This window comes from Streptomyces chiangmaiensis (assembly GCF_036281785.1).
In the GTDB taxonomy this organism is placed as follows: domain Bacteria; phylum Actinomycetota; class Actinomycetes; order Streptomycetales; family Streptomycetaceae; genus Streptomyces; species Streptomyces chiangmaiensis.
This window is the reverse complement of the sequence record NZ_JAYWVC010000119.1, coordinates 1-25,934: the sequence shown is the minus strand read 5'-3', so window position 1 is coordinate 25,934 and position 25,934 is coordinate 1. Positions and strand designations below refer to the sequence as shown.

Sequence of the window (25,934 nt, the reverse complement as noted above, 5' to 3'; positions counted from 1 at the left end):
AACCACGTTCACAACGTGGCCTGGCACATCGCCCACCAGCCCTTCGGCGTCGTCGCCGGAACACGGCAGTACCAACATGCCCGAACTGTCATGTTCGAGGGGTATGCCGGGACATCGGAGTCCGGGTTCGCCGCCGAGGTGGCCAGCAACGAAGCGGCCGCCCGGCTGGACTACCTCGAAGACCTCTACCGCGACTGGAACGACGGCGGCGCCTCCTCCGGCGGGGCCGCCGAGCGGATCTCGGCGGAGTTCGAGCGGATCCGCCGCGAACTCGGTGACCTGCCCGGCGTCGTCGCGTCGTCCGCCCGGCTGCGGACGACGCCACTGAACTCGACGAACTCCTCCAGAGCATCACCACGGACGACACCGAGGAAGGCGCGGAGTCGGCGTGAACGACGAGACACGGCTGCGCATCCGGCACACCTTCGACCGTCTCTCGACGGACGGCCGAGTACTCACCGACATCGACCGCGCGCTGATGGAGGCGTTCGAGCGGCTGATGCACGGCCTGCCCGAGCTCACCGACGGCAAGATCACGGTCGTGAATCTGTGCACCGAGGCCGGTGTCTCCCGCGCCTCCTACTACCGCTCGCCGGTGGCGCAGGCGGTGAAGGAGATCCTGGAGGCGCCGCGGACCCGCCGCCCGGAACCGGAGGAGCTTCGGGCGGAGGTGTCCCGGCTGAAGAAGGCGGAGCGTGAGCTTCGCAGCGAGCACGCCGCCGAGATCCGCGAACTCAAGGGCACCGTGGCCACCTACGCCGACCAGATCCAGGTCCTGGCCTTGCGCAATGCCGAGCTGGAGACCCAGAACGCCCGTCTCCTCGAACGGCTGCGGCAGTCCGGGGACAACGTCGCGGTCCTGCCGGCCCCGAGCCCTCCTTCGCCCTGACCGGGCGTGTCACCTGCCAGTTCGCGCGGCCTTCAGCAGTGTGACTAATGTGTCGCGCGCCAGGCATATGCGTCCTGCCAGGGGGAACACGATCCTCCCCCGAACGGGGTGCATGGACTTTGTCCTGGCAGAGCACGGTCCGGGCGAGTGGGTATGCGAGTTATCTGGTGATGCGCGAGCTGGACGAGACGGCCGCCAGCGGCCCGATTGGGGCCCGCCTGGCCGCCTGGCGCCGCCGCCGGGAACTGACCCGGGATGCCCTTGCCTCCCGCACCGGCCTGGAGCTCGACTACCTCGCCGGGCTGGAGACGGGTCGGGAGTGGGTGGACCGCCGCGGTCGGCTGGCGGCGCTAGCCGCCGCCTTGCGGCTCGACGTCGCGGACCTGACCGGGCAGCCCTACCCGCCGCGCGGGGAGGAGCACGCGGCGGTGCGGGCGGTCGCCTTCCACCTGCGGCGCCGCATGGTCCGCCGACAACCGGATACGGCCCCCGGCGCGCTGCTGGAGGCGCTTGCGGAACGAATCCGGGCTGCCGCACGGGCCGAAGCCGCGGGCGATGAGCACCATCTCGCGCTCGCATTGCCGGAGTTGATCGAGGCGGCCGACCGCGCGATGGCCGCCGCTACGGGGCCCGGGCGGGACGAGGCGGTGCGGCTGCGCGTGGACGCGCATGTGCTGGCCGCCGGACTGCTGCGACGACTGGGCTACAAGGACCTGGCGTGGATGCTGCTGCACCGGGCTCGTCCCGGCACGCGCGAGCCGCTGCCGGTGCTGGTCGAGGAGGTGCGGCTGCTGATCGACCTAGGCTTGCCGGAGTACGCGCTGGCCCGCGCCGACCGCGCCGAGGACGCCGGAGCGGACTGGGAGCTGTCGGCGCTGGCCGCCGTCGCCCAGGCCATGGCCGGACGCCGTCCGGAGGCCGAACGACTCCTTGCCACGGCCGCCGAACGGGCCGACGGCGCACGGGAGTCGGCCCTGGTGATCGCGGCCCGTGCCACCGTAGCCGCCGAGGTGGGCGACGCGGCCGAGGCCGCCGACCACGTACGCGCGGCGGATCATGCCGCGCTCGACGGCGCCGACCGCTCGGGTCTGCTGGTGGTCGCCGCGGCGGCCGAGGCCCGCCAAGACCGCGCCGACGAGGCTGTCGCCCGGCTGGTCGAGGCCGACGAGGCGGCACCGCTGCGGCTGCGGCTGGACCCGTTCGCTCGCGACCTGGTCGCCGCGCTCACCGACCGCACCACCGTTCACACCACGGCGGTGCGGGATCTGGCCGAGCGGGCCGGGCTGTGGTGATGCCGCCCGTCTGGCGGGAAAGACCCCTGGGGGCGGCAGGCTCGCCCTACTCTACGGCTGAGGCTCGGGAGTTGAGGCGGGGGCGATGAACGAAGAGCAGGCTCGGAGGATCGGAGAGCGTCTGCGGTCGGCCCGCCGCCAGCGCGGGATGAGTCTGCGCAACCTCGCGGGCCTGGCCGGGGTGTCGGTCGGCTACCTGTCGATGGTGGAGAACGGTCAGCGGCTGCTGGACCGCTCCAGCCTCATCACCTCCTTCGCCGAGGCGTTGCAGATCGCCCCGTCCGAGCTGACGGGCCAGCCCTTCGCCCCGGTGGACCCGCACACCAGCGCGGCTCACGAGGCGATCCCCGCCCTGCGGCTGACGCTGATGGGCCTGACCATGGCCACCCCGCCGGACCGCCGCCCACCGGAGGTTCCGGCGGCAGTGCTGACCGAACGGGTGGCGAAGGCCAACCGGCTCTACCACGCGGCCGAATACGGCTCCCTCGCCGCCGGTCTTCCGACGCTGCTGGCCGACCTGCACGCCGCCGCCGAGGCCGCCGTCGGCGCCGCCCGCCGTGAGCTGCTGAAACTGCTGGCGGACGCCTACCATCCGGCCTGCACCTTGCTGTTGAAGAACCTCGGCTATACCGACTTGGCGTTCATCGCGGTGACCCGTGCCGCCGAGGCGATCGCGGAGTTGGACGACCCGGTCTACTCCGCTCTATCCGGCTTCTTCCACACTCATGTGCTGATGGCGGCCGGCAGTCCCACCCAGGCCCTGGCACAGGCTACCGCCGCCGCCAATACCCTCGAAGCGCACCTGACGAGCCCTGATGCTCATGCGCTGCTCGGTGAACTTCACCTGATCTCCGCCACCTCGCTGACCCAGGACCGGCAGCGGCCCGGCAACACCCGCGCCGAGTATGTCCGCGGCCATCTGGCGGAGGCCGCCAAGCTGGCCGGCCGCACCGGCGAGACGCGGGCCTGGCACCTGAACTTCGGCCCCACCAATGTCGGCATCCACAAGGTGAGCCTGAACACCGACCTCGGTCTGCACGGAGTGGCGGTCACCGCCGGGAACGGGGTCCATCCCGAGACGCTGGCGGAAGCTCCGGGACGGCAGGCCGCCTTCCACGCCGACCTGGGCCGGTCGCTCGCCCATCTGCGAGGCCGGGAGGCCCAGGCGGTCGCGGCCCTGCTGACCGCCGAGGAGATCGCACCGCAGCGCATCCACGCCAACGCACCGGTGAGGAACACCGTCGAGTACCTCACCGACCGGCAGCTGTCCGCCCACGTCGCTCGGGACCTGCGCGGTCTCGCCCACCGCATCGGCCTTCCGCTCTGACCGGCAACATCTCCCTGCCCCGGCTGAGCACATAGGTCCGTACGTGGCTCGACATTCGCCGGTACGGGACTTCTGGGCAGGCGCCGTACGCGGTTGAGCACGTTGGTCTGTACGCAACTCCCGCACCCGAGCCGGCGTTCCCCACCGTCCGACCCTGATCCGGGGGCTCAGTGTTCGTGGGTTCACCGTCGTGAACACCTCTGCGTGCTGGGGCTCTTACCTTCGGTCACGGTCCGGGCGGCTGCCGCTCGGAGAGAGGGTGAGTCCCGCGATGTCCAGCACCGTGATGCGCCACGACTTCCAGGTGATCTCCGAGGCCGAGTACGTCCCGCTGGCCCGCCGTGAGACGGCCAAGGTCCTTGCCGGCTGGGGCATGTCCCAGGAGGTCGTGGGAACCGCCTGCCTGATCGTCAGCGAACTGGTGACGAACGTGGTGCAACACGCGGCCGTACTTTCGCCCACCGCCGCGGTCACCCTCGCGGTCGAGGAGCAGGCTGCGCTGGTGCTGGCCGTCGCGGATGCCCACCCGCTCAAGCCGAAGCCGCTGCCCGCCGCCCACGACCTCGGTGGCCGCGGCCTGTTCCTGGTCGACGCCCTGGTGAGGGAAGTCCACGGCAGAGCCGAGGTCCTCCCGGAGACCGCCACGGGCGGCAAGCGGATCGTCATCCGTCTTCCCCTGGCTCCCGTTGCGGCCTGATCCATAGCACGGCACCCGCATCAGTCGGCGGCTACAGCGCCGTCGACGACCTGCACCTCCCACCACACGAAGGGAACAGCTGATGCTCGAATCGGTCCGCCACCTTGACCAGGTGGCCCGCGAGTGGAACGTCAACCCCGAGGACGTGCTGCTGATCGCGCTGAACGCATCCGGCGCCCGGTCCCCGCTGACCAAGCCGCGCATGCGCTTCCGGCTGCGGCTGGACTCCCGCCCCGACACCCCGCTGTTCCTGATCCTCTCGCTGGGCCGTGAGGACTCCCCGTTCGAGCTGGACGAGTACGAGCTGCGGCTGAACGGCGAGAAGGTCGGCGAAGTCGACGGCATCGAGGACGACGACGCCGTGCTGGGCTACTGGCGCAACGGCACCAAGATGCTCACCCTCAACTCCAACGCCCGCAGCCAGTGCACCGGCTGCGTGTTCTGCCCCAACACCCTCGAAGACGCATCCGACCCGAAGATCAAGGCCCTGGACCTGCCCGGCTACCTCGGCGCTCTCGCGACAAACTCCGGCATGGAGGACCTGTCGGCCGTGGAGACGGTGACGGTCTGCACCGGCTGCTTCCTCTACGAGCACCTCGCGCTGGACCATCTCGCCGAGGTCCGCGCGGCGATGGGCCAGAACGGCTGCACCGGCACCCTGCACTTCCTGTCCTCGGTGCTGAGCAGCAACGAGGGCATGGACGCCGCCGCCGGTCTGGGCCCGTTCCACCTGACACTGACCGCCGAGTGCTTCACCGAGCGGCGGCAGATCCTCAAGGAGTCCAAGGCCAAGCTCACCCCCGCCGAGATGACCGCCGCTCTGGGCCGGGCGAAACAGAGGGGCATCACCACCGACTTCACCTACATCGTCGGCCTGGACCCGATCGAGGACGCGATCGAGCACCTGAAGGACTTCGTGTCGGTCACCACTGCCTTCCCCCGGTTCCAGACCTACCAGGCCCACAACGCGTTCATGGACGTCTACCGCACGCCGGGCTCGGACACGATCGAGTGGCACCTGACCATGCGCCGGCACCTGGAGGAGCTCTTCGCCCCCACGGGCTTGCGACCGCAGTGGTGGCAGAACTACCGCAGTCCGTGGTGCTTCACCTTCGCCAGGGAGGAACTGACGGGGGCGAAGATCTGATGACGACCCTCACGGTTCGCGCACCCGCCCAAGCCGGGATGGCCACGAAGACCGTGGTCCGCGCCGTCCGCGCCTGGCAGCTGTCCCCGCAGCCCGCCGGGCTGCCGTCCGACCTGCCCGAGCCGGTTGCCGCCGCGGCCGGTGAGCCGCCGGCGGGCCCGGCCTGGGCCGAGCACCGCACCCGGTTCGCCATCGAGTTGGTCGGCGACGGCGTCTCCGGCTGGCATGCCCCAGTCGCCGAGACGGTCGCGCAGATCATCGCCGACGACCTGGCCGCCGGGCTGATCGGGCACGATGCCGCCGCACCCCGCCGCCTGGCCTACCGGTCGAAGACCGGGCGGCACCGCACCGGCGCACACGCCCGGCAGGCCGCCTCCGCCATCGAACTGGCCTGCTGGGACCTGGCCTCCCGCGCCACCGGGCTGAGCGTAACCGGCCTGCTGGGCGGCACCATCCGGCCCAAAGTCCCCGCCTACGCCTCAGCACTCGGCCTCGACCCGGCCCACCCGTCGGCCCCGGAGGCCGCGGCCTGGATCACCGCGGCGGGATTCTGGGGACAGAAGTGGCCACTGCCCAAACCGCTGATCCTCGCCGGACCGAGGGCAGTCGCGAAGACGCTCGGGCGGTTACGGGAAGCGGCGGGCAAGGGCCGGTTCATGGTCGACGCCCTGGGCCGCTGCCGCCTGGACGAGGCGATGCAGCTGCTGCCCGTCCTGGCCGACCTGCAGGTCACCTTCGCCGAGGAACTCCTGCCGCCCGGCTCCTTCGGCTGGCACCGGCTGCGGGCGGCCGGAACCGGAGTTCCCCTGGCGGCGGGCGAACACGCCGTCGACGAGGCCGAGCAGACCCGGCTGCTGACCGGCGAGGCGGTGGATGTCTGGCAGGTCGATCCGGGCTGGTCGGGCGGGCTGGCCCGCTCGCTGCACACCACCGAGCTCGCCGCGGACCTGGGCATGGCGACCTTCCCCCACGGCGACCGGCTGCCCGCCGCCCTCGCCCTGGCCGGCGCCTGCTGCCGCGACAAGATCCCGGCTATCGAGTGGCACCTGACCCTGGAGCCGCTGCGGCAGCAGATCTACCCCACCCCCGTCCACGTCGAGGACGGGATGCTGCCCGTCCGCACCGTCCCGGGCCTCGCCGAGGCCCCGACCCTGCCTGAGAAAGCGGCAGTGCTGGAGGTGACGGGCTCGTGACCACCAAGCAGCGGTTGCGCCGCACCCTCTGGGAGGGGGTACGTGGCATCTGCTTCGATCTGGGCGGCACTCTGGTACGTCCCGAGGCGGAGCCGACCACCGGGCAGGTCGCCCAGTTGTTGGGCATCTCGCTGGAAGAGGCCCGCGCGGTGATGGAACAGGGAGCGAAACGTCGCCGGATCACCCCCGAGGACCTCGCCCGCGACCTGGCAGCCGTCTTCCGCCGCCCTGCCCTGGTCGGCCCGCTCACCCACGTGCTGGAGCGAGCCCGGCAGCGGGCCGCCGAGCCGGAGCTTTTCCCGGATGTCCAACCGGCACTGACCGCGCTGCGCGAGCAGGGCTTCACGCTGTTCGCCCTGACCAACAGCCTCGGCTCCTCCATACCGGCCGAGCCCCCGCAGACATTCCGCAACCTGCTGGATCAGGTGATCTATTCGGCCGAGACCGGCGCGGTCAAGCCCGAACGCGAAGCCTTCGCCGCCGTCGAACGCGCCTGCGGGCTCGGCCCGGACCGTCTCCTGCATGTCGGGGACTCGCCCCGGGCGGATGTCGCCGGAGCCGCCGCAGCCGGCTGGCACACCGCCTGGCTGGACCGCCGCATGGCCGGCGGCCCGCTGATGACCTCCGCCCGCACCGTTCGCCTCCACACACTCACCACCCTTCCCTTGCTGCTGCCCGCCGGGCCCGCACCGGCCCCGGCGACGACCTCGGAGGCTTCCCGCTGATGGACCCGACCGGCAAGCACTGCCCGAAGGTGCCCGCCCACGACCCGCTCGTCAGCTCGGTGCCGCTGTTCGACCCCGCGCAGCTGCCGCTACGTGACTGGTGCGCCGGCAGCCGCGAGGACGCGGTGACCGGCCTGGTCGCCTTCCCCGACTTCCACAGCCACATCCCCCGCGCACTGGCGGCAACCCTGACCAGCGGGGGACTGGTGGGGCTGGCGATCGGCGACGTCGACGGGCTCAAAGGCCACGTCGAGCAGGCCAACGCCACCGACCCCGGCTGCTACGGACACCTGGCCGGGAACAAGGTGATGGCCCGCCTCGGCGCCGTCACCCGTACCTGGTTCCACACCCAGCCCTGGGAGGCCGGATGCGCGGCCACCTTCGGCGGCGACGAGGTCATCATCGCCGCCGCCCTGGACGACGCGAACGGCTTCCACCGGGCCGTCACCCAACTACGGGACTGGCTCGCCGACGAACTGCCGGTACGCGTCTCCTTCGCACTGGCCTTCGCCTCCGCCGAGCACCTCCCGGCCGACCGCAGCGCCGGCGGCTGGAAGCACCACTTCACCGACCAACTGCTCGCCGCGGTGGACCGCTGCCTGTTCACGCATAAGGCCACCCGACGCGCCACCGGAGGCGAAGGCGGCATCATCGCCATCACACAACCTCCACTGACCGGCCACACCGCCCCCGCCCGGGATCATCGCACCCTGCTGCCGCTGCCCACCGGGGCCGAGACGCTGCACGTGCTCGCCCGCCCGGCCGGCAGCACCGGGACCCGCGGCATGCTGCTGCTGCCCTGCGCCGGACCGGCCGGGCTGCGCGGCAAACGGCTGCGAGTGACCTTCCCCGACGGCACAGCCCGCACCGCCGTCGCCGTCTCCCTGCACGGCCAGGCCGCCGTCCCCCACGAAACCGCCGCGACCGACGCAATCGAAGGGCCGGGCGTCCCGCTCACGCTTCAGCCCGTCCGCGAGAAGTCCACCCGTGGCGTCCCCGACGACCTGGCCGCAGCACTGGAGAAGGAAGGACTGGACTGGTCGGTACTGCCCGCCCACGAGCAGGCCCAGATGCTCCACCTGATCACCGAATCCGCCACCGCCGACATCCGCGCCGCCCGCATCACCGCCGTCATCGACGCGGTCGCCACCCGCACCCGGAGCTGACCCGTGGCCCTGACCACCGAACGCGTCACAGACCCGGCTCCGCCCGGCTTCCCCGACTGGAGCTACGCGGCACGGCAGGCTGCCGAGGCCGTGCCCGACCAGGCCATCGACGCCTGCTGGCGGGCGTTGAACCACCTGTCCGCCGCCCAGCTCTACCTCACCGACAACCTCCGCCTCGCCCGTCCGCTGCGGCCCGCGGACGTCAAGGAGACTCCCCGCGGGCACTGGGGCGTCTGCCCGCCGGTCAACTGCATGCTCGCCCACCTCGGGCCGCTGACCGCCTGGCGGCCCACCGGGTCCGAACTGCTGGTACTGCACGGCGCCGGGCACGCTGGCCCCTCGGCGCTCGCCCACGCCTACCTGGGCGGCAGTCTGCACCTGACCGGGAACGGGCCGAGCTGGTCGATGCCCGAACTGCGGGCTCTGATCACCGGCTTCCCGCACCCGGAGCGGTTCGGCGGGGAGATCACCCCGCTCATCCCCGGTGTCCGGCACACCGGCGGACAGCTCGGCCCCGCCCTCGCCATCGCCCAGGGCATGGCGCTGGACGCCCCGCATCGCCTGGTCGTCCCGCTGATCGGAGACGGCGAGCTGGAGACCGGGGCAACCGCAGCGGCCTGGCTCGCCCGCCGAGCCCTGCACGGCAGCGGGGAGCACGGGGCGGTGCTGCCGGTGGTGCTGGCCAACGGACTGAAGATGGGCGGCCCCTCCCTGCTGGCCGGCATGAGCGAGGACGACGTACGCGCGTATTTCACCGGCCTCGGCTACGAACCGCTGATCCACGACGGCGCCCACCTGCCCGGTTTCCGGCGACTGCTGGCCGACGCCTTCACCCGGCTGAGGCCGCTCGGCGAGCCCGGTCGGCAACCGGTGATCGTGTTGACCATGCCCAAGGGCCACACCGGACCAGAGCAGGTGGCCGGGCGGTGGATCGCGGGCACCCCGGCCGTCCACAAGACCCCGCTGAAAAGCCCACGTCACAACGATGCGGAGTTCGCCGCGCTGGCGGCCTGGCTCGCCTCCTACCGGCCCGCCGAGCTGTTCACCACCCAGGGCCGCCCCACCGACCTGGTCCGCCAGGCCCTGCCCGGACCGTCACCCGCGCCGGGGACAGCCCGGCCGTCGGCTCCGCTCGCCTCCCGGGGGCCCCAGTCCTGGCCGGACGTGTCCGCAGTCATTCGGGAACGCGCGGCGAACGGAGCGTTCCGGCTATTCAGCCCGGACGAGATCGCCTCCAACCGGCTTCAGTTGGCGGCGGACGGCAGGCTGCCGTCCTGGGCGGTCGAGATCCTGAACGAGGAGATCTGTCACGGCTGGCTGCAGGGCTACACCGAGACCGGCCGGGACGCGCTACTCGCCACCTACGAAGCCTTCGCCCCGGTCAACACCAGCCTGCTCGTCCAGCACCTCAAGCACCGGCGGCTGCGCTATCTCGCCCACCAGGGCGGGCTGCCGTCGGTCAACTACCTGATCACCTCGCTGGGCTGGCGCAACACCTACACCCACCAAAACCCCGGCCTGGTCTCGTCGATGCTGGAGACCGAGGACGGCTTCGTGCACGTTTACACCCCGGCGGACGCCACGCGGGCTGCCGCCGTCCTCGCGGTGATGCTGGCCGGGCACGACCGCGTCAACTTCCTGATCACCGACAAGCACCCCGGCCCCGCTTTCCCGCCGGACCCGTTCCGCGACGAGCTCACCGACGGCGCCGCCATCTGGCCCCACCTGAGCCACCACGGCCGCCCGCACCTCATCCTCGCCTCGGCCGGGGACATCCCGGCCCGCGAGCTGACCGCCGCCGCCACGCTGCTCCGCCGGTCTCACCCCGAGATCAAGATCCGCTATCTGCATGTCAACGATCTCGCGGTCCTCGGTCCGGCCCCGCACTGGCCCTACGCTCTTGATGAGAGGACCTTCACCCGCCTGTTCGGCACCGACACCCCCGTACTGATGGCCGTTCCCACCCACCCCGGCAGCGTCCGGGCGCTGCTGGCCGCCCGCGGCGAGACCAGCCGGTTCCACGTCGTCGGCTACCGGGAGCCCAGCCGCCCCACCACCCCCGAGGGGCTGCTGGAACACTGCGGCCTCTCGGCCGCCGCCCTCTCCGCCCAAGCCGCCCTCATGATCAAGGAGCACAGCGGATGACGACCCTCGACACGGCGTCCCCGCCCGACCCGAAAGTCTTGGACGCCTTCGATCGTGACGGCTTCGTCGTGCTGCGCGACGCGATCACGCCCTCGTGGCGCGAGCAGGCCGCCGCAGCGGCGATGCGGCTGCTGGCCGACGACCGCACCCTCGGCAGGGACCGCAGCGTCGACGGCAAGGACGGCTTCCGCGGCATCGTCGCCATGGACGACACCTTCCTGCCGCTGGTCACCAACCCGAAGGTGCTGCCCACCCTCGTCGCGCTGCTGAGCGCAAACCTGCACCTGATGTCCAGCAACCTGATCTACATGCCGTCCATCCCGCCCGGTGGCAAGCGCACCATCCGCGTCCCCGAGCGGCACGGCTGGCACCGCGACATGAGCTCTGCCACCCGCGACCTCGGCACCGATGTTGTCCCCCGCATGTCGATCAAGGCCGCCTACTTCCTCAGCGACCTCACTCCCGACGCCGGCGTCACCATGGTCCTCCCCGGCACCCACACCGACACCGGACCCGTCACCGTCCCGGCTGGAGCCATCGACCCGCCCGGCGCGATCACCCCCGACGTCGGCCCCTGCGACGCGTTTCTCTTCGAGAACCGCACCTGGCACGCGGGCGGTCTCAACACCTCCGGCCACCCCCGGTTGGCAGTGATGATGCAGTACGGCTACCGCTGGCTCGCCCCCGTCGACGACCCCACCCCCCAGCTACTGGATCGCAGGGACCTGACCGACATCGAGCAGCAGCTGCTCGGCCACCCCGACCGCAACCCGGACGGCTCCGTCGCACACGAAGGAGCCGGAGCCGCGCCCCTGCGCACCTGGTGGAAGCACCTCAACGCGGACCCGGCTCGTTCTCCGGAATGACACCGCGCACCGCCAACTAAACGCGAAAGACTGACGAGATGACCTACACGCCCGACGAGCTGTTCGCCTCCACCGCCCCCTACTACGCCCGCTACCGCCCCGGCTACGACCAGGCTTTCTACGACATGCTGGCCGCGCGCTTCGCCCTGGACGGCACTCAGCGCGTTCTGGACCTGGGCACCGGCACCGGCGTGCTCGCCCTGCCCCTCGCCAAGCTCGTCGGCCACGTCACCGCCGTCGACCCCGAGCCCGGCATGCTCGACGAGGGCCGCAAACTCGCCGCCGAGCAAGACATCACCAACATCGACTGGCGCCAAGGCGACTCCACCACCCTGCCCGGCATGGGACTGGAACCGGTGCTGCTGACCGTGATGGGGGCCGCCTTCCACTGGATGGACCGCGATCAGACCCTTCGCGACCTCGACCAGCTCGTCGAGCCGAACGGGGCCGTCGTCCTGGCCTCCGGCGGCGCCCCCGGCGACCTGGAGCCCGCGCCTTGGCTCCAGGTCATCGCCGACGTCCGCACCCGCTACCTCGGGCCCGAGCGACGGGCCGGGTCGGGGACCTACTCCCACCCCAGGGAACGCCACCAGGACGTGGTGGCCCGCTCCCCGTTCTCCAACGTCGAAACCGCCCGCTGGGACCGCACCGTCACCCGCACCCTGGACGAGGTCATCGGCCTGCAGTTCTCCTACAGCTACTCCAGCCCCGCCCAACTCGGCGACGACAAGGACGCCTTCGAACGCGACCTGCGCCAGGCCCTCACCGAGTTCAACCCCGACGGTGTCTTCGACGAAGTCGTACGCACCGAGGCCATCGTCGCCACCCGCCCCTGACATTCCGCCCGTTGCTGCCTGGTCCACGACCGCATTACGCGGCCAGGCATTAGGGACGTCTTGAGACACTCTCGCGCTGGAACAGGTTGACAGACCGCATAACGCCCGGGTTGAGCCAGTACGACCACGCCGGGTCGTCGTCATGGGGACCGCGAGCGTACTCGGTTCGCGCGGCGTCCAGTTCCCGCCAGCAGGCCGCGCGGTCACCCGTCTTGGACAGGGCGCGTGCGGCGCGGGCATGGAGCATCGACTTCACGCGCGGCGTGGTGCGCCGCGCGATGGCGTCCTGCGCGGTGCGGACCAGGGAGACGGCGTCCTGCGGGTTGCCCTCGGAGTAGACCTGGATCGCCATGAAAGCGAGGGTATTGGCGCCGACCTGGCGGTCTCCCGCGCTCGCGGACGCGCGCAGCGCGGTGATGTAGTACCGCTGGGCGCGGGCGTGGCGACCAGAGTCGAACTGGAGCCAGCCGCACATCCGGGCAGACTCGGCGAGCAGGGACAGCAGCCGGTGTTCGAGCGGCCCATGCTGGCCCGTCCGCTTGGCCAGGCCGTCAAGAAGGTCGTACTCGGCGATGGCCGTCTTGCGAAGACGGGCGCCACCAAGGACGTCGTCGAGGCGGCGCAGGTCGTCCAGGCGCTGTTCCAGCGTGTCGAGCAGCGCCGGCGTGAGACGGGTGTTCGCGGGGACAACCTCGTCCGGGGTGACGGGTGAGGCTTCGGCCGGTTCGGCGAGCGCGAGGCTCCAACTCGTCGACAGGCTGGTCAGTGTGGCTCCACTGGCGATGAGAAATCCCCGTCGATCCTGCATGGAGCCTCCCCGAGCGGCAGCGGCTACTGCTGCCACGGTACCCGCCAGGGTCCAGGGGCTGTCGAGAACGGGACGGTCATCGGGGAATGCGAGCAGCAGGAAATCCGGCCAGCCGAGCTCGGTGACGGCCTCGCGGGGGATGCCGTGCAGGCGGGCCATGGCGTACCGGGCGGGCATCTCGGGGGAGTTGACGCCGTTCTCCCATCGGGAGACCTTCTGCCGGCTCTTGGCCATCCGGCCGTAGCCGAGGGCGCAGTGCACATTGTCGAGGCGGTCGAGGTACTGCTCGCCGCTCAGCCCGAGTTCGGCGCGCAGAGCGGCCAGCGGGTGAGGTAACAGCTGGTCGGACATCGTGGGTCCCCCTCCACGCACGCTCCCTGATGTTCCGTCACCGTAGCCAGTCCGGCACGCGCTGTGCAGAACTTCGGCGCACGGTCCGCAACACCTCCGCAACAGCCTTTTTCTTCCCGGCGGCGGGGTGCGGGCGGTGACATGAACGGCAACCCCCCCATCCCCGAAGCGAGGAGGGAGTGCCCATGTCCGATCCGGAGACACCCCTGGTGTCCGTGGTAGTCAGCGCCCGCGGCAACACACAGCGCGTACGGAACCTACTGGACGCTCTGGCCAAGCAGACCCTGCCTGCCGCGCAGATGGAAGCGGTCATCGTCGACAACGACCTGCCCGGGCCCATCCGACCGATCGCCGACGCGGTCCGCGACGGAACCTGGCCGTTCGCGGTGCGGGTGCTGTACGAGCCGACTCCCGGACTGAGCGCGGGCCGCAACCGCGGGATCTGCGCGGCCCGGGGCCGGTACGTCGCCATCACCGACCCCGACATCACCCCCGAAACCGGCTGGCTGCAGGCCCTCATCACCGCGATCGAGGAAGAGAAGGTGTTCGCCGTCGGTGGCCGCACCGACGTCACCTACCCCGGCGGACAGGTCGCGGCGCTGACGAAGGCGCTGCGTGAATGCCACGGCGCCGTCGACTGGCCCGAAGGCCGGGAACTGGCCGTGTGGCCGTACTGGGTCACCGGCTGCAACCTGCTCTTCCGCCGTGACATCGCGCTCGAGATCGGCCTGTTCCGTACCGATCTCGGGCGCCGCGGACGGTGGATGGGGGACTGCGAGGACCTCGAATTCGTCGACCGGGCCCGCCAGGCCGGCCACCACACCCTGATCGAGCCGACTGCCCTCGCCTCCCACCCTGTCTACCGCCCGGAGACCACACTCCGCTACTTCCTCCGCCAGGGCACCGGGCACGGAGTGTGCGTCGCCCGGATGCACCTGAGCGTGACCGTGGAGCCCGCCGCGATCCAGGCCGACCGCGAAGCCGTGCACGCCGCCGCCATCAACCTCGCCGCCGGGTGGACCTTCCTGGACCGCTCGCGCGCCGTCGAGGGCGCCCGCGACCTGGTCCGGATCGGCGCCTACCACCTCGAACGCGGCCGCCTGCGCCTGCTGGGCCGCCGCCCCATCGCCCTTGCCCAGCACGCCCCGACGAAGGAGCCCCTCGCATGGAAGTGATCACGACCACCGGCCTGACCGCCGCCTCCGCCCTCCTGGGTGTCGAGGTCGTCGAACGCAAGGGCGCCGGGCACCCCGACACCCTCGCCGACGGCGTCGCCGAGGCAATCTCCCGCGCCTACAGCCGCTACTGCCTCGACGAGTTCGGCGCGATCCTGCACCACAACACCGACAAGACGTCCCTCCTCGGCGGAGCCGCCGACGTCAGCTTCGGGCACGGCGAGCTCACCGCACCCGTCCAGGTCCTGGTCAACGGGCGCATCACCGCCGCCCTCGGCGACCACGCCATCCCGGTCGCGGACATCGTCACCACCGCCGCCCGCGACTACCTCGCGAGTGCACTCCCGCTCCTCGACGTCGAACGGTGGATGGAGGTACGGCCGCGGCTGACCCAAGCCTCCAGCCCCGGAGCCGTCACCGGCCCCGACGCCGCCGAGCGCGAGGCCTCCCGCCAGCGGTGGTTCTCCCCGCGCACCCTGGACGATCTCGCCGAACGCCACCGCATGTTCTCCAACGACAGCTCGGCCGGCGTCGCCTACTGGCCTCTCGGCATCGCCGAGCAACTCGCCCTGGGGATCGAGGGACACCTGACGAGCGAGGCGTTCCGCGCCGAACACCCCTACTACGGCACGGACATCAAACTCATGGTCGTCCGGCACGGCCCGCGCGTGCAGCTGACCGCGTGCGTGCCGCAGATCGCCCGCGAGACCCCGGACCTGGACACCTACGTCGCCCGCCGCACCCAGGCCCGTGACCTGATCACCGAACTCGCCAGCCGGATCGCCCCTGAGCACCACGTCACGGTCTGGCTCAACACCCGCGACAACGACAGCCGGCCGGAGCTGTACCTGACGGCGACCGGCTCATCGATCGAGTCGGGTGACGAAGGCGTCGTCGGCCGCGGGAACCGCGCCAACGGCCTGATCAGCATGCTGCGGCCCTGGTCCGCCGAGGGCGTCTCCGGCAAGAACCCCGTCTACCACGTCGGCAAGCTCTATAACCTCGCCGCCGCCGAGGCCGCCCGCCGCCTGCACGAGGAGACCGGTCTGGACTGCGCGGTCGTGCTGGTCTCCCAGTCCGGCCGGGACCTGACCGACCCCTGGCAGGCGATCGTGCAGGCATCCGGCGCCAACGCCATCGGCGCCGCCCGCGTCCGGCGCATGGTCGCCGACGTGATGGACGACCTGGGCACGCTGCGCGAGCAGCTCCTCGACGGAAAGCTGGCCACCGCGTGAGCGCCCCCACCGCCGACAATGTCACCGGCCCCTTTGTCCCCTGCCTCAACCCGGCCACCCTCTCCGGCATCCCGCTGGAGCAGTTCCTCGCCCTGGCCACGGGCGCCGGATTCCCCACGGTCGAGGTCTCCATCCAGCAGGCCCAGGCCCACGGCACCGCCCAAGTCCGCGACGTGATCCAGGAGTTCGGCGTGAACGTGGCGGCTGCGAGCGGCATCCTGCCCGCCGGGCCCGTCCTACCCGCCCCGCTGCTGGTCGACCCGGACACCTACCGCGCCTGCCTCGACGGCCTCGACGAGCGGCTGGAGGCCATGGCCGCGCTGGACTGCACCATCGCCACGACCGTCCTCAACCCCCGCTCTCCGCTTCAGACCGCCGAGGCGCGGGCCGTCGCGCGCGAGCGGATCGCCCAGCTGGCCACCACGGCCGCCGCCCACGGAGTACGGCTCGCCGTCGAGACGGTCAGCATCCACACCGGGCTGCCGCCCGAGCTGGACGGCCCGCACCCGGTCATCGACACCCTGCCCCAACTCGCCGAACTCCTCGACGACACCGGCACAGACGGCGCTGGCGTCCTGGTGGACTCCTTCCACTGGGCCGCCGCTGGCGCCGACCCGACCCACATCACCGACCTCGGCCCGCACCGCATCACGCACGTACAGATCGCCGATATACCCCACGGCCGTGCCACCGACGAACTCACCGACAGCCAGCGCCTGTTCCCCGGCGACGGAGCGCTGGACTGGACGTCCATCGCCGACGCCCTCACCCAGGCCGGGTACGCCGGGCCGGTGTCGGTGGAGCTGTTCAACCCGAAGCTGCGGGCGCTGCCCGCAGGCGACATCGCCCGCCTGTCCCACCACGCGGCCACCCGCTGCTGGACCCTCGCGGAGGCAACCCGATGACCCCCACCACTCCCGAGCGACCGTGGCGGCTCGCCGTCGCCGGATGCGGCGCCGCCGCCTTCGGCCTCCACCTCCCGCTCCTCGCGGCCTCCACCGCGTTCGACGTCATCGCCGTCGCCGACCGCGACCCCGCCCGGGCCCGCACCGCAGCGCTTCGCCGTACCCCGCGCGACCCGAGTCGGGGACCTGCTCACCGACGCCGACGTACTGGTCATCCTGACCGGCGTGCACGACTCCCTCATCGAGGAGGCCCTCGACGCCGGCGTCCACGTCGTCACCGAGAAACCCGTCTGCCTCGACCTGATGCGGACCCGCAAGCTCGCCGCCCGCGCCAAGGACGCAGGCCTGCTGCTGGAGGTGGGCGCGATGCGCGCCCACGACCCGGCCCTGCACGTGGCCCTCGCCCACGTGCCCGAGCCCACCGGCGGCTGGCTGGTAAAGGCCGACGGCGTCGATGAAGCCGCGCGCCGCCGCCTGCTCCCGCCTGGCTTCGCCCCGTGCACCTTCGAGCAGGACCCGCCCCAGCCCGTCCCCGACCACCTCGCGCCGCACCAGGTGACGGCTCTGCAGATCCTGTTGTGGCAGGGCTACCACCTGCTGACCGCACTCGTCCTGGCCGTCCCCGGCACCACCGCGACCGCGTGCCACCTCGATCCAGCCGGACAGTCCGTCCACGCCCTCCTGCACGGACCCGCGGGGGAGCCGTTCACCCTGGTCATCGGTGCCACCCCGGCCGGTGTCTTCCGCGAGCAGATCCACCTCGCCGACCCGGCGGCGGCCGCCACCATCGACTTCGCCCGCCCCTACGAGCCAGCCGCCACCACCCAGCTCACCACCACCGACGGCATCCAGAGCGGCTTCGGTGACCCGTTCGCCGCCATGTGGAACGCCGCCGACGCCCGCCTGTCCGGGCAGCACCCCGCCGACCTGCCGACCAGCGCCGACCTCGCTCTACGCGTCGAGGACCTCGCCCTCGCCCTGGCCGGCCTCGCCCGCACCGGCACCCGCACACGGAAGGACACCTGATCGTGGCCCACGACGCCCCCGTACTGGTCCTGGACGGCCCGCCCGGAGCCGGCAAGACCTCCCTGCTCGCCCGCATGGTCTGCGCCCTGGGCGACGACACCGTCTGGTTCACCGAACCCGACGCCCGCCTCGCCACCGGCCTGTCCGCGCCTGTGCACCCCAGCCCGGCCGGACACACCCTGTGGTTCCTACGGCACGAACTCGACAAAGCCCGCGCCATGCGAAGCCTCACCGCCGACCCGGCCACGAGCCTGCTCATCTCGGACCGCAACCACCTCGGCGCCCTCGCCTACTGCTACGCCACCCGCGCCGAGGACTCCCTGCCCTACCGCACAGCCCGCGACTTCTACGCCCGCCGCATCGCCCCCCAACTCCCCGAGACCGTGCTCACCGCGATCCTCCTCGTCAGCCCCGAACAGAGCCTGACCCGCCGCGGCAACGTCGCCGAACTCCCCCGGTGGAAGCTGTGGTTCGACGAAGGCCTCCTCGAGCGGCTGCACACCTTCTACACCGACATCGCCCCCACCCTGTGCCCGACCCCACCGGCGATCATCGACACCGACGGAGCCACCCCGGCCGCGGTCCTCGCCCAGGTGACCGGCGTCCTCGCGGACACAGGCCTCGACCAGACCGCACGACGCCTCACCTCTGCCACCGCTCCCACCACGCGGCCGCCGCTGGACGAGGAGTTCGCCGACGCCTACACCCGGCTCGGCGGGCTGGAGGCCTTCGGCCATCCCTTCACCCCGGCGATCGCGCACCGCGGCGGCACCGTCCAGCTGTGCCAGCTCGGTGCCCTGCACCGCGACCCGACCGGCCGCACCCGGCTATGGAACCCGCTCGCCACCCGGGACCGGAGGGCCGCCTGATGAAGCGCACACCCTGCGTCGTCGGCATCAACCTCGGCCACGACGGAGGCGCCGCACTGATCACCGACACCCTGATGGTCGCGATCAGCGAAGAGCGCCTCAACCGCACCCGCTACAGCCCCGGTTGGGAAGCCTCCCTCCTGTACTGCCTGCGCGCGGCCGGCCTCACCCTCGACGACGTCGACCTGGTCGCCGTCAGCGGCATCGGCCGCACCCTGCCCACCCGCACCGAGAGCGGCCTGACCCACCTCGGAATCGACCCGAGCCGGATCGTCCCGGTCGACCACCACCTCAGCCACGCGTACACCGCCTACTGCCTCAGCCCGTACGAGACGGCGACCGTGCTGGTCGTCGACGGCGGCGGCAACAACAACGACACGGAGACCTACTACGCCGCCACCCCCGACAGGATCGAACGCCTCGGCGGCAATCCGACCACCAGGGCCCGGGCAGGCGAGATCGGCGCGACGTACGAGGCGTTCACGAATTATCTTGGCTGGTACGAGCAGGAGGCTGGCAAGACCATGGCGCTCGCGTCGTACGGAGACCCGAGCCTCTACCTCGCCCCACTGTTCGACGTCGTCGACACCCAGGTCCACGGACGGCTCACCCACACCCACGCGCCCGGCGTCGCCGACCTTGCAAGGCGCACCGGCTTCGACTTCGGCCCGCCCGACAGCCGCGGGGAGCACGAGCTCGGCACGAACGCGGCCGCCTACGTCCAGGACCAGACCGAGCGCGCCCTGTGCGCGCTCGCCGAGCAGACCATCGCCGCGACCGGACTGGGCAACCTGTGCTTCGCCGGCGGCGTGGCCCTCAACTGCGTCGCCGCCGACAAGCTCCGCCGCCTGGACGCGGTCACCGACTACTTCGCCCCTCCCGCCTCCTCCGACCGGGGCCAGGCCCTCGGCTGCGCCCTGTACGCCTTCCACCGCCTCACCGGCAACCTCCCCCAACGGCTCCTGGCCAGCGACTACTTCGGCCGCGACTACACCGACGAGGAGATCGAACAGGCCCTACGGCGCGACCCACGCTCCGGTCTGGTCGAACGGCGCCGTACCGCGTTCACGTGGCGGCGCGAGAGCGATATCGCCCGCACCGCCGCTCAGATGCTCGCCGACGGGAAGATCATCGGCTGGTTCCAGGGCGGCAGCGAACTCGGAGCCCGCGCTCTGGGCGCCCGCAGCATCCTCGCCGACCCTCGCACCACCGCCAGCTCCGACGCCCTCAATCAGCGGATCAAGCACCGCGAACTGTTCCGCCCATTCGCTCCTGCCGTCCTCGCCGACCACGCCGGCACCTGGTTCGACCTCGACGTCCCCAGCCCGTTCATGCTGCTCGCCCCGCCCGTACGCCCCGACCACGCCAACAAGATCGCCGGAGTCGTACACGTCGACGGCACAGCCCGCGTCCAGACCGTCGCCCCCCCGTCGCGCCCACGTACGGCGCGCTGATCGGGCACTTCCACGAGATCACCGGAGTGCCGGTCGTGCTGAACACCAGCTACAACGACCGCGAACCGATCGTCGAAACCCCTGCCCATGCCCTCGCTACGTTCCAGGCCTGTGACCTGGACGCGGCCTGCCTCGGGGACTACCTCGTCCAGCGCGCCTGACGCTCACCAGGGGCCTGCAACTATGGACGCATGACGCCTCCCCCCCCACCCGTGAGGGAAGCCGCCCGCGCCATCGTCCTCGACGAGGACCAGCGCGTCCTCCTCCTTCGCTACGACGAGAACGGTGGCTTCTGGGCCACACCCGGTTGGCTCCCTCGAGGAAGGGGAAGACCACGCCACGGCGACGCTCCGCGAGCTGCGCGAAGAGCTTGGCATCGACGAGGCGACGGTGTAGCTGGGCATGCAACTCGCGGAGCGCAGCAAGGACCACCTGGTGGGTGGGCGTGAGGTTCGTCAGGTCGAGCGGTACTTCCTCGCGCGCGTTTCCCCGGGCGACGTGAGTCCGGAGCGTGCCACGCAACCCGACAACATCCGCGAGTACCGGTGGTGGACCCAGGATGAGCTCCGCTCCACCGCCGAGACCGTGTACCCAGAGGGCCTCGCTGACTTGATTGCTGCAGTCGCCGAGGGCCGAACGCCCAACCGTCCGATCGTTTTGGCTGGCTGACGAGCTGGCCCCGCCCACCGCGCCCGCTGCAGCGGGCGCGGTGTCGGTGGATGCGCCCTTCGAACATCCTGCCTGCCCATTCCCGGGAGATCATCGACCGGGCCGTGGCCATCCAAGCGCTTGCCGTGTGCGAGGTACGGCTTTTGACCTGCGACACCGGGCAGCACACGCGCGGACGGGCCGCTGGCTTGGAGGTGACGCGGGTTCCCGCGAAGGATCCCAGGCCGGAACCCGACTGGGAGGCGCTGGACAAGCCGGGAACGGGTGTGCGAACCCAGCGTCGCGAGAGGCAGGCCGCCGGCGAGGCCAAGCCCGACGCCTCGTCCGGTACCTGAAGGAGTCCGGCGGAGCACGCTGAGCGATGCGAAGCTGTGGAGAGACCCTGCCTCACCCGAGGTAGCGCATCCGATCATGAATGCGCTGCAGGCCACCGATTCCCAGCCCCTGCCCGCGCAGGTACTGCAGTTCGTCATCCTGAAGAGCGCGGCGCAGATCCGTCACGCTGCGGATCTTGTTGGAGTACAGGGCCCGGGCGGCCTGGTGCCCTTGCTTGTCGTGGCCAAGGAGATCCGCTAGCTCCAGGGCGTCGGCCCCGAGGTAGGCACAGCCCTTGCATGGCTTGCTGGGTAGCTCAGCCTTCGCCTCTTCCAGAAAGCGGGCGTAGTCCCTGGGGTGCGCGAGTATCAGGCGCCGGATCACGATGTCCTCCGCCTCGAAGTAGCTCGGCTTCCTCGCCATGTTTCCACCGTACGTCCGGGCAGCTTCGCAGGTCGGGGACGCGTAGCGGGTCGTGCCGACCTACGCTGAAGGCCTGTAGGAGGTCCCCGGTGCCGCCCTTCGCTCTGCCCGCCCCGCTCGCTCTGGCCCGCGCAGTCACTGCCGTGCCCGAGTCGCCGGGCTGGACGCTTGAGCCCAAATGGGACGGCTGGAGATGCCAGATCCACACCGCGACCCGAAGGGTGTGGAGCCGGCACGGCACCGATCTGTCCCGCCAGTTCTCCGACGTCGCAGACGCTGCCGCCGGCCTGCCGGACGCCGTCCTCGACGGTGAGCTCGTCGCGGTCCTCGCCGACAGAACTGGTGTTGCGTTCGACCGGCTGCAGAGCCGTGCCGGCCGCCGCGGCCCGCGGCGCGACGCCGACTTCACCGTCCACGTCGCCCTGTTCGACGTCCTCGCCGTCGGCGACACCGACTGGCGGCCCCGCCCGTATGCCGAGCGCCGCACCGAATTGCTGCGTCTCCTCGAGGGCGGCCCGGCCACTCTGCGCGCGGTGCCGGCCACCGGGGACCGTGGGCAAGCGCTCAAATGGGTCGGAGCACTCGCGGGCGTGGAAGGCCTGGTGGGCAAGCGGACCAACGCACCGTACGCCGCCGGCCTTGCCTCGGGCTGGGTGAAGTGGCGTGAGCGCCACACCACCGAGGCCGTGGTCATCGGGGTGACCGGGACGACGCCGGCGGCGCAGGCCCTCGTGCTGGGCCGACCAACGGGCGGCCGGATGCGGGCGGTTGGCGTGAGCCTGCCGCTCGCTCAGCAGGTCCGCCTGGCCGTGGCACCGCTCCTGCATGCATCCGGCGAAGAAATGCGCGAGCTGCCGGGCACGGTGGGCGGCTTGCCCGGCGCGGACCCGGTGCGCTTCTGGCCGGTCAAGCCGGAGGTCGTAGTGGAGATCGAGGTAGATCAGCCGCGGTTGGAGTTCGGCCGCTATCGACATCGTCCGCGCGTGCGACGGGTGCGCAGCGACCTCTCGCCGGAGCTGGTCGCCGACGGGCAGTGACCGGAAAGTGGCCGTAGTCCCGGGATAGGTATTCGCAAAGGTACCCATGGGTGCATACTCGGGGTATGGCTGACACCACCGTAAAGGTCGACTCCGAGACCAGGGACCGGTTCGCCGCGGTCGCCGCAGCCCGCGGACAGAGCGTGCGGGCCTACCTGGCCGAGCTGGCCATAGAGGAAGAGAACCAGATCAAGCTGAGCAAGGCGACGGCCGTGTTCCGCGAGATCATCGCCCAGCCCGGCCTGGCCGAGGCGTTCGACGCGGCCTTCCCTGACGACGCCCCGGCCCGGCGAAACACCGCAGGGCGGGCGGCCTGACCCTTGGAACTGCATATCGACATCCGGTGGCTCCTTGACCGACAGGAGGAACTGCTCGGCAAGGAACTCGGGGTCCGGGACTACTCGGGCCTGGTGGCCGCCGTCGCCCGGCACCGGGTGAACACACCACAGCTGGACGTGGGCGAGCCCGACGCCTACTGGCGGGCTGCCGCCCTGCTGGAGCAACTGGTCTTGCTGCGCCCGCTGCCGGCCCGCAACGCGTACTTCGCCTATGGCGTGGCGGTGGCGTACCTCCGGGCTTCCGGGGAGGAGATCGACGACTCCTTCGAGCCGTGGCGAGACCTGATCACCGACATTCGCGCGCTGCGGCTCACCGTCTACGACATCGCCGACCGTCTGCGCTCCTTGCGCAGCACCGGGTGAACCGTACGGGACGGGTAACAGCTGGCGCCCAGCCCGAGGCACTCGGTGCGATAGCGGCCGCAGAACCACCCTGACAGGTGGCCGCTGTCCAGCGGCAGGAAGTCCCGCATGCCCTCCCAGTCGGAGCGCTTGCGCATGATGCACCCCCCCGATCCGCGACCGCTCAGGTGCTGGGGATCGGCCTCCACCCGCTGGCAGTCGCCCATGGTGACCGTCTTGTCGTACTCCGCGTTGCAGGCGAGGATCTTCCGCCCGGCGGTGACCCGCAGTACCTCTGGTAGCACCTGGTCCCAGGTCGGCGCGTCCGCGACCATCGCGTCACTGATCCCGTGCACGGCGAAGGCGCCCTCGGTCACCGGGATCTGCGGATTGACCAGCGTCTCCAGGAGGACCTCGCCAGAAGCGGCATCCACCACCGCGACCTCCATCACCCGCCCCCACAGGGCATGCGTCTCGGTGTCCAGCACGCAGGCCACGCCCGGCTGCAGCATCCGCCGCGCCCAGTGGATGGCCTCGCCCTGCTCGCTCAGCAGTTGGATGCCGTCCGCGAAACGGGACGCGGCCGGGTTGTCGGCGAGTAGCGCGGCGACGTCGTCCCGCGACGGGGCGCCGTCCAGGCCCGGCTCCCAGTCGATCAGCCAGAGGTTGTCGAGGTTGGCGAAGCGCGTCCACACCGGCAGGCCGAACCTCTCGCGCAGCTCGTCGACGAAGGCGCGGACGACAGCGGCCCGCTTCGGCGCCAGCTGGGCGAAGGCCCGCAGCGGGGACGGCCGGCCGGGCTTGGTCGCCTTGACTGCCTCCCAGTCCACCCCGGGAATGTCCTTGAGCGCGTCCAGGTCCCCGACCCGGTACATCGGCACCTCGACCACCTTCTGGTGACCTCGGCCGCCCGACCACACCGTGCGGCGCACGTGGCTGACCGGCGCCAGCCATCCGGCCTCGATGCAGTAGTCCAGGTCCCGGCGCCGGATCTCCAGGTGCTGCGCCGCCAGCTCCGGCCCCAGCATCCGCGCGGCCAGGATGTCCGCCCCCAGGTCTTCGTTGCCGCCGAGCCGCTCGACGTCCTCAAGTGCCCACCGCCGGAACCGGCCAGGCGTGATGCCTTGGTCCTTGGCGGCCTTTTCGAACTCAGCCACCTCCCAGCCGCACCGGCCGGCCGCCTCATCCGTTCGGGCTGAGGCCTGAAGCCATGCGACCCGCTCACCCACGATCTGCTCGAGCGCCGCGCACATCGCCGCCGTGGGGGAGGCCAGCTGCCGCTCGTCGTACAGGGCGTAGCCCTCGAACTCGCCGACGCGCTCGAGGTGGCCCTGCTCGGCGAGCTGCTCGACGTCGCACGCCCAGATCTCCACCTTCCGGGCAGCGAGATCCGGCGCCTCGGCCAGCATCTTCGCCCCGCGGCTGGCGCCGTATCCGGGATGGGTGCCGAGCACCTCGATGATCTGCGCGCGGCGGGCTTTGACGTCCTCGCCCTGCTCGTCCGACCAGCGGCCCGAGGCCAGGGCCGGGGCCGGGATGACCCCCTTGGTCTGCCCCCGCTCGACCTGCCACCGGCTCAGCCCCGCGTGATCGGCGAGCTGAATCGGGCCGAAGCCCTTCCGTCGTCCCATCGGATTTTCCTTTCTCCTGATCACTCCGCCCTGGCGGAACAGAACGTGACAGAACACCTGAAAAGTTGTCAAGAGCCTTTGAACATATGCAAGTTGAGGCAATGCGCTTAGAACTGCGCACGCGTACGCGAGAAAAAAACCACCCAGCCGGAGCCGTCCAGGGCTCCGGCGGCGCCTTCGCCCGCACCGCCAGGCCAGGCCTGCGCAGGCGCCGGAGGGGGAGGGCACGCGCCCGCGGGGCGGGCGGCGCTCACCCGCCCCACTCGTGACCTGGGATCTCACGCGCTACGATGTTCGAACAGATATTCGAACTGGGGAGCGGTGCACCACACGGCGGGCTGAAGGGGGCAGGAGATGGGAGGCGCGCCATGGGCGGGTTTACCCACCTCAACGCCGCCTCCGGGTTCTCGACCCGCTTCGGCGCCGCCCACCCCGAGCAGCTCGTCCAGCGCGCCGCCGAACGCGGCATGAGCGCGCTCGCCCTGACCGACCGCGACGCCGTCACCGGCGCCGTACGGTTCGCCCAGGCCGCCCTCGAACACGACATCCGGCCGATCTTCGGCATCAACCTGGCCGTCGCCCGCTCGCCCCCGCCTCCACCCGGCGCCTGCGCACCCCGGTCCGCGGCGGCACCCACGTGTACGAGCCGCCCCACCGGATCGTCCTCCTCGCCCAGTCCCGCACCGGCTGGGCGAGGCTGTGCCGGCTGACCTCCGCCGTCCACGCCCACGGCGACGGCCCGCCCGTACTGGCCTGGGACGACCTTCGCGCGGCCCGGCTCCTCGCCGACACCGCCACCACCGCCGACGCCTGCGCCGTGGACCCGGTGAAGGATCTCGGCCTGGGCCGACCCCACTTCCCTGAACCGGCCGTCGTCGGCGCCCCGGGCGGAATCGAGCACGCGGCCCGACTGCTGCGCGAACGCGCCGAAACAGGACTGATCCGCCGCGGCCTCGACCGCGACCCACACGCCCGCCAGCGACTCGAAGAAGAGCTCGCCGCCATCCGCACGCTCAAATACGACACGTACTTCCTCACCGTCGCCCAGGTCGTCGCCGATGTTTTGTAGGCTC

General features: G+C 71.4%; 27 protein-coding genes and 2 pseudogenes. 25 read left to right on the top strand and 4 right to left on the bottom strand.

Going from position 1 to position 25,934, the window contains the following annotated elements; genetic code table 11:
• Positions 1-185: 185 nt before the first annotated feature.
• Positions 186-404, bottom strand: coding sequence for a hypothetical protein (locus tag VXC91_RS27955; protein ID WP_329510113.1), 219 nt, complete (start codon positions 402-404; stop codon positions 186-188).
• On the opposite strand from VXC91_RS27955, the gene VXC91_RS27950 reads away from it, so the two are divergent.
• The 11 genes from VXC91_RS27950 to VXC91_RS27900 all read left to right on the top strand — a co-directional run bounded on the left by VXC91_RS27950 (position 389) and on the right by VXC91_RS27900 (position 12,283).
• Positions 389-889, top strand: coding sequence for a hypothetical protein (locus VXC91_RS27950; RefSeq protein ID WP_329510112.1), 501 nt, complete (start codon positions 389-391; stop codon positions 887-889). The two genes, VXC91_RS27955 and VXC91_RS27950, sit on opposite strands and share 16 nt — an antisense overlap.
• Positions 890-1,008: 119 nt before the next feature.
• On the top strand, positions 1,009-2,181 hold the full coding sequence (locus VXC91_RS27945) for a helix-turn-helix domain-containing protein (protein ID WP_329510111.1): 1,173 nt from the start codon (positions 1,009-1,011) through the stop codon (positions 2,179-2,181).
• An 85-nt stretch (positions 2,182-2,266) separates the two neighbouring features.
• The gene (locus VXC91_RS27940) at positions 2,267-3,508 is read left to right on the top strand and encodes a helix-turn-helix domain-containing protein (protein WP_329510110.1); all 1,242 of its coding nucleotides are present in this window, start codon (positions 2,267-2,269) and stop codon (positions 3,506-3,508) included.
• Between the two features lie 271 nt (positions 3,509-3,779).
• Positions 3,780-4,205 (top strand): ATP-binding protein, encoded by a 426-nt coding sequence (locus tag VXC91_RS27935; RefSeq protein ID WP_329510109.1) that lies wholly within the window; start codon positions 3,780-3,782, stop codon positions 4,203-4,205.
• Between the two features lie 82 nt (positions 4,206-4,287).
• Positions 4,288-5,352 (top strand): radical SAM protein, encoded by a 1,065-nt coding sequence (locus VXC91_RS27930; protein ID WP_329510108.1) that lies wholly within the window; start codon positions 4,288-4,290, stop codon positions 5,350-5,352.
• Entirely contained in the window at positions 5,352-6,545 is a 1,194-nt protein-coding gene (locus VXC91_RS27925) for an enolase C-terminal domain-like protein (RefSeq protein WP_329510107.1), read from the top strand. The genes VXC91_RS27930 and VXC91_RS27925 overlap by 1 nt, the downstream gene beginning before the upstream one ends.
• Complete coding sequence (locus VXC91_RS27920; RefSeq protein ID WP_329510106.1) at positions 6,542-7,270, top strand: HAD family hydrolase; 729 nt, start codon at positions 6,542-6,544, stop codon at positions 7,268-7,270. The genes VXC91_RS27925 and VXC91_RS27920 overlap by 4 nt, the downstream gene beginning before the upstream one ends.
• A complete protein-coding gene (locus VXC91_RS27915; RefSeq protein WP_329510105.1) occupies positions 7,270-8,436 on the top strand; it encodes a nucleotidyl cyclase domain-containing protein in 1,167 nt (388 codons plus the stop codon). Before VXC91_RS27920 ends, VXC91_RS27915 begins: the two co-directional genes overlap by 1 nt.
• A gap of 3 nt (positions 8,437-8,439) precedes the next feature.
• A complete protein-coding gene (locus VXC91_RS27910; protein WP_329510104.1) occupies positions 8,440-10,581 on the top strand; it encodes a phosphoketolase family protein in 2,142 nt (713 codons plus the stop codon).
• Complete coding sequence (locus tag VXC91_RS27905; RefSeq protein WP_329510103.1) at positions 10,578-11,447, top strand: phytanoyl-CoA dioxygenase family protein; 870 nt, start codon at positions 10,578-10,580, stop codon at positions 11,445-11,447. Before VXC91_RS27910 ends, VXC91_RS27905 begins: the two co-directional genes overlap by 4 nt.
• 38 nt (positions 11,448-11,485) lie before the next feature.
• Entirely contained in the window at positions 11,486-12,283 is a 798-nt protein-coding gene (locus tag VXC91_RS27900; RefSeq protein WP_329510102.1) for a class I SAM-dependent methyltransferase, read from the top strand.
• Positions 12,284-12,332: 49 nt separating this feature from the next.
• Here the strand turns inward: VXC91_RS27900 and VXC91_RS27895 are convergent, their stop codons facing one another.
• Positions 12,333-13,442, bottom strand: a complete 1,110-nt coding sequence (locus VXC91_RS27895) for a transcriptional regulator (RefSeq protein ID WP_329510101.1) — start codon at positions 13,440-13,442, stop codon at positions 12,333-12,335.
• Positions 13,443-13,627: 185 nt separating this feature from the next.
• Here VXC91_RS27895 and VXC91_RS27890 point away from each other — a divergent pair, with 185 nt between their 5' ends.
• The 9 genes and pseudogenes from VXC91_RS27890 to VXC91_RS27845 all read left to right on the top strand — a co-directional run bounded on the left by VXC91_RS27890 (position 13,628) and on the right by VXC91_RS27845 (position 21,110).
• On the top strand, positions 13,628-14,617 hold the full coding sequence (locus tag VXC91_RS27890) for a glycosyltransferase (protein ID WP_329510100.1): 990 nt from the start codon (positions 13,628-13,630) through the stop codon (positions 14,615-14,617).
• Positions 14,608-15,852: a methionine adenosyltransferase gene (locus VXC91_RS27885; protein ID WP_329510099.1), complete on the top strand. Its 1,245-nt coding sequence runs from the start codon at positions 14,608-14,610 to the stop codon at positions 15,850-15,852. The genes VXC91_RS27890 and VXC91_RS27885 overlap by 10 nt, the downstream gene beginning before the upstream one ends.
• Complete coding sequence (locus VXC91_RS27880) at positions 15,849-16,757, top strand: sugar phosphate isomerase/epimerase family protein (protein WP_329510098.1); 909 nt, start codon at positions 15,849-15,851, stop codon at positions 16,755-16,757. Before VXC91_RS27885 ends, VXC91_RS27880 begins: the two co-directional genes overlap by 4 nt.
• Before the next feature lie 159 nt (positions 16,758-16,916).
• A pseudogene (locus VXC91_RS27875) lies at positions 16,917-17,783 on the top strand (Gfo/Idh/MocA family oxidoreductase); the annotation flags it as partial.
• Positions 17,784-17,785: 2 nt separating this feature from the next.
• Positions 17,786-18,652 carry a hypothetical protein gene (locus VXC91_RS27870; RefSeq protein WP_329510097.1) on the top strand — a complete coding sequence of 289 codons (867 nt, stop codon included), beginning with the start codon at positions 17,786-17,788 and terminating at the stop codon, positions 18,650-18,652.
• Positions 18,613-20,267 (top strand): annotated as a pseudogene (locus VXC91_RS27865) (carbamoyltransferase family protein). Before VXC91_RS27870 ends, VXC91_RS27865 begins: the two are co-directional and overlap by 40 nt.
• A 124-nt stretch (positions 20,268-20,391) precedes the next feature.
• Positions 20,392-20,502: an NUDIX domain-containing protein gene (locus tag VXC91_RS27855; protein WP_329510094.1), complete on the top strand. Its 111-nt coding sequence runs from the start codon at positions 20,392-20,394 to the stop codon at positions 20,500-20,502.
• Positions 20,503-20,508: 6 nt separating this feature from the next.
• Positions 20,509-20,775 carry an NUDIX hydrolase gene (locus tag VXC91_RS27850; RefSeq protein WP_329510093.1) on the top strand — a complete coding sequence of 89 codons (267 nt, stop codon included), beginning with the start codon at positions 20,509-20,511 and terminating at the stop codon, positions 20,773-20,775.
• Positions 20,776-20,825: 50 nt separating this feature from the next.
• Positions 20,826-21,110 (top strand): hypothetical protein, encoded by a 285-nt coding sequence (locus tag VXC91_RS27845; RefSeq protein ID WP_329510092.1) that lies wholly within the window; start codon positions 20,826-20,828, stop codon positions 21,108-21,110.
• Between the two features lie 52 nt (positions 21,111-21,162).
• Here the strand turns inward: VXC91_RS27845 and VXC91_RS27840 are convergent, their stop codons facing one another.
• The gene (locus tag VXC91_RS27840) at positions 21,163-21,513 is read right to left on the bottom strand and encodes a hypothetical protein (RefSeq protein ID WP_329510091.1); all 351 of its coding nucleotides are present in this window, start codon (positions 21,511-21,513) and stop codon (positions 21,163-21,165) included.
• 89 nt (positions 21,514-21,602) lie between these two features.
• Here VXC91_RS27840 and VXC91_RS27835 point away from each other — a divergent pair, with 89 nt between their 5' ends.
• The 3 genes from VXC91_RS27835 to VXC91_RS27825 all read left to right on the top strand — a co-directional run bounded on the left by VXC91_RS27835 (position 21,603) and on the right by VXC91_RS27825 (position 23,251).
• Positions 21,603-22,550, top strand: coding sequence for an ATP-dependent DNA ligase (locus VXC91_RS27835; RefSeq protein WP_329510090.1), 948 nt, complete (start codon positions 21,603-21,605; stop codon positions 22,548-22,550).
• A gap of 65 nt (positions 22,551-22,615) precedes the next feature.
• Positions 22,616-22,867, top strand: coding sequence for an antitoxin MazE7 (locus VXC91_RS27830; protein WP_329510089.1), 252 nt, complete (start codon positions 22,616-22,618; stop codon positions 22,865-22,867).
• A 3-nt stretch (positions 22,868-22,870) separates the two neighbouring features.
• On the top strand, positions 22,871-23,251 hold the full coding sequence (locus VXC91_RS27825) for a toxin Doc (RefSeq protein WP_329510088.1): 381 nt from the start codon (positions 22,871-22,873) through the stop codon (positions 23,249-23,251).
• On the opposite strand, the gene VXC91_RS27820 is transcribed toward VXC91_RS27825, so the two are convergent.
• Positions 23,206-24,861, bottom strand: a complete 1,656-nt coding sequence (locus VXC91_RS27820; protein ID WP_329510087.1) for a 3'-5' exonuclease — start codon at positions 24,859-24,861, stop codon at positions 23,206-23,208. The genes VXC91_RS27825 and VXC91_RS27820 overlap by 46 nt on opposite strands.
• Positions 24,862-25,229: 368 nt before the next feature.
• Here VXC91_RS27820 and VXC91_RS47095 point away from each other — a divergent pair, with 368 nt between their 5' ends.
• Both VXC91_RS47095 and VXC91_RS47090 read left to right on the top strand, forming a co-directional pair.
• Entirely contained in the window at positions 25,230-25,571 is a 342-nt protein-coding gene (locus VXC91_RS47095) for a PHP domain-containing protein (protein ID WP_408057489.1), read from the top strand.
• Positions 25,499-25,930: a hypothetical protein gene (locus VXC91_RS47090; protein WP_408057488.1), complete on the top strand. Its 432-nt coding sequence runs from the start codon at positions 25,499-25,501 to the stop codon at positions 25,928-25,930. Before VXC91_RS47095 ends, VXC91_RS47090 begins: the two co-directional genes overlap by 73 nt.
• Positions 25,931-25,934 lie beyond the last annotated feature (4 nt).

What these genes read in the sequence shown, in the direction of transcription:
- VXC91_RS27935 (WP_329510109.1), top strand. Translation starts at nt 3,780, where the DNA reads ATGTCCAGCACCGTGATGCGCCACGACTTCCAGGTGATCTCCGAGGCC.
- VXC91_RS27820 (WP_329510087.1), bottom strand. Translation starts at nt 24,861, where the DNA reads ATGGGACGACGGAAGGGCTTCGGCCCGATTCAGCTCGCCGATCACGCG.
- VXC91_RS27925 (WP_329510107.1), top strand. Translation starts at nt 5,352, where the DNA reads ATGACGACCCTCACGGTTCGCGCACCCGCCCAAGCCGGGATGGCCACG.
- VXC91_RS27940 (WP_329510110.1), top strand. Translation starts at nt 2,267, where the DNA reads ATGAACGAAGAGCAGGCTCGGAGGATCGGAGAGCGTCTGCGGTCGGCC.
- VXC91_RS47095 (WP_408057489.1), top strand. Translation starts at nt 25,230, where the DNA reads ATGGGCGGGTTTACCCACCTCAACGCCGCCTCCGGGTTCTCGACCCGC.
- VXC91_RS27885 (WP_329510099.1), top strand. Translation starts at nt 14,608, where the DNA reads ATGGAAGTGATCACGACCACCGGCCTGACCGCCGCCTCCGCCCTCCTG.
- VXC91_RS27845 (WP_329510092.1), top strand. Translation starts at nt 20,826, where the DNA reads ATGCGCCCTTCGAACATCCTGCCTGCCCATTCCCGGGAGATCATCGAC.
- VXC91_RS27840 (WP_329510091.1), bottom strand. Translation starts at nt 21,513, where the DNA reads ATGGCGAGGAAGCCGAGCTACTTCGAGGCGGAGGACATCGTGATCCGG.
- VXC91_RS27900 (WP_329510102.1), top strand. Translation starts at nt 11,486, where the DNA reads ATGACCTACACGCCCGACGAGCTGTTCGCCTCCACCGCCCCCTACTAC.
- VXC91_RS27915 (WP_329510105.1), top strand. Translation starts at nt 7,270, where the DNA reads ATGGACCCGACCGGCAAGCACTGCCCGAAGGTGCCCGCCCACGACCCG.
- VXC91_RS27850 (WP_329510093.1), top strand. Translation starts at nt 20,509, where the DNA reads ATGCAACTCGCGGAGCGCAGCAAGGACCACCTGGTGGGTGGGCGTGAG.
- VXC91_RS27830 (WP_329510089.1), top strand. Translation starts at nt 22,616, where the DNA reads ATGGCTGACACCACCGTAAAGGTCGACTCCGAGACCAGGGACCGGTTC.
- VXC91_RS27895 (WP_329510101.1), bottom strand. Translation starts at nt 13,442, where the DNA reads ATGTCCGACCAGCTGTTACCTCACCCGCTGGCCGCTCTGCGCGCCGAA.
- VXC91_RS27890 (WP_329510100.1), top strand. Translation starts at nt 13,628, where the DNA reads ATGTCCGATCCGGAGACACCCCTGGTGTCCGTGGTAGTCAGCGCCCGC.
- VXC91_RS27905 (WP_329510103.1), top strand. Translation starts at nt 10,578, where the DNA reads ATGACGACCCTCGACACGGCGTCCCCGCCCGACCCGAAAGTCTTGGAC.
- VXC91_RS27930 (WP_329510108.1), top strand. Translation starts at nt 4,288, where the DNA reads ATGCTCGAATCGGTCCGCCACCTTGACCAGGTGGCCCGCGAGTGGAAC.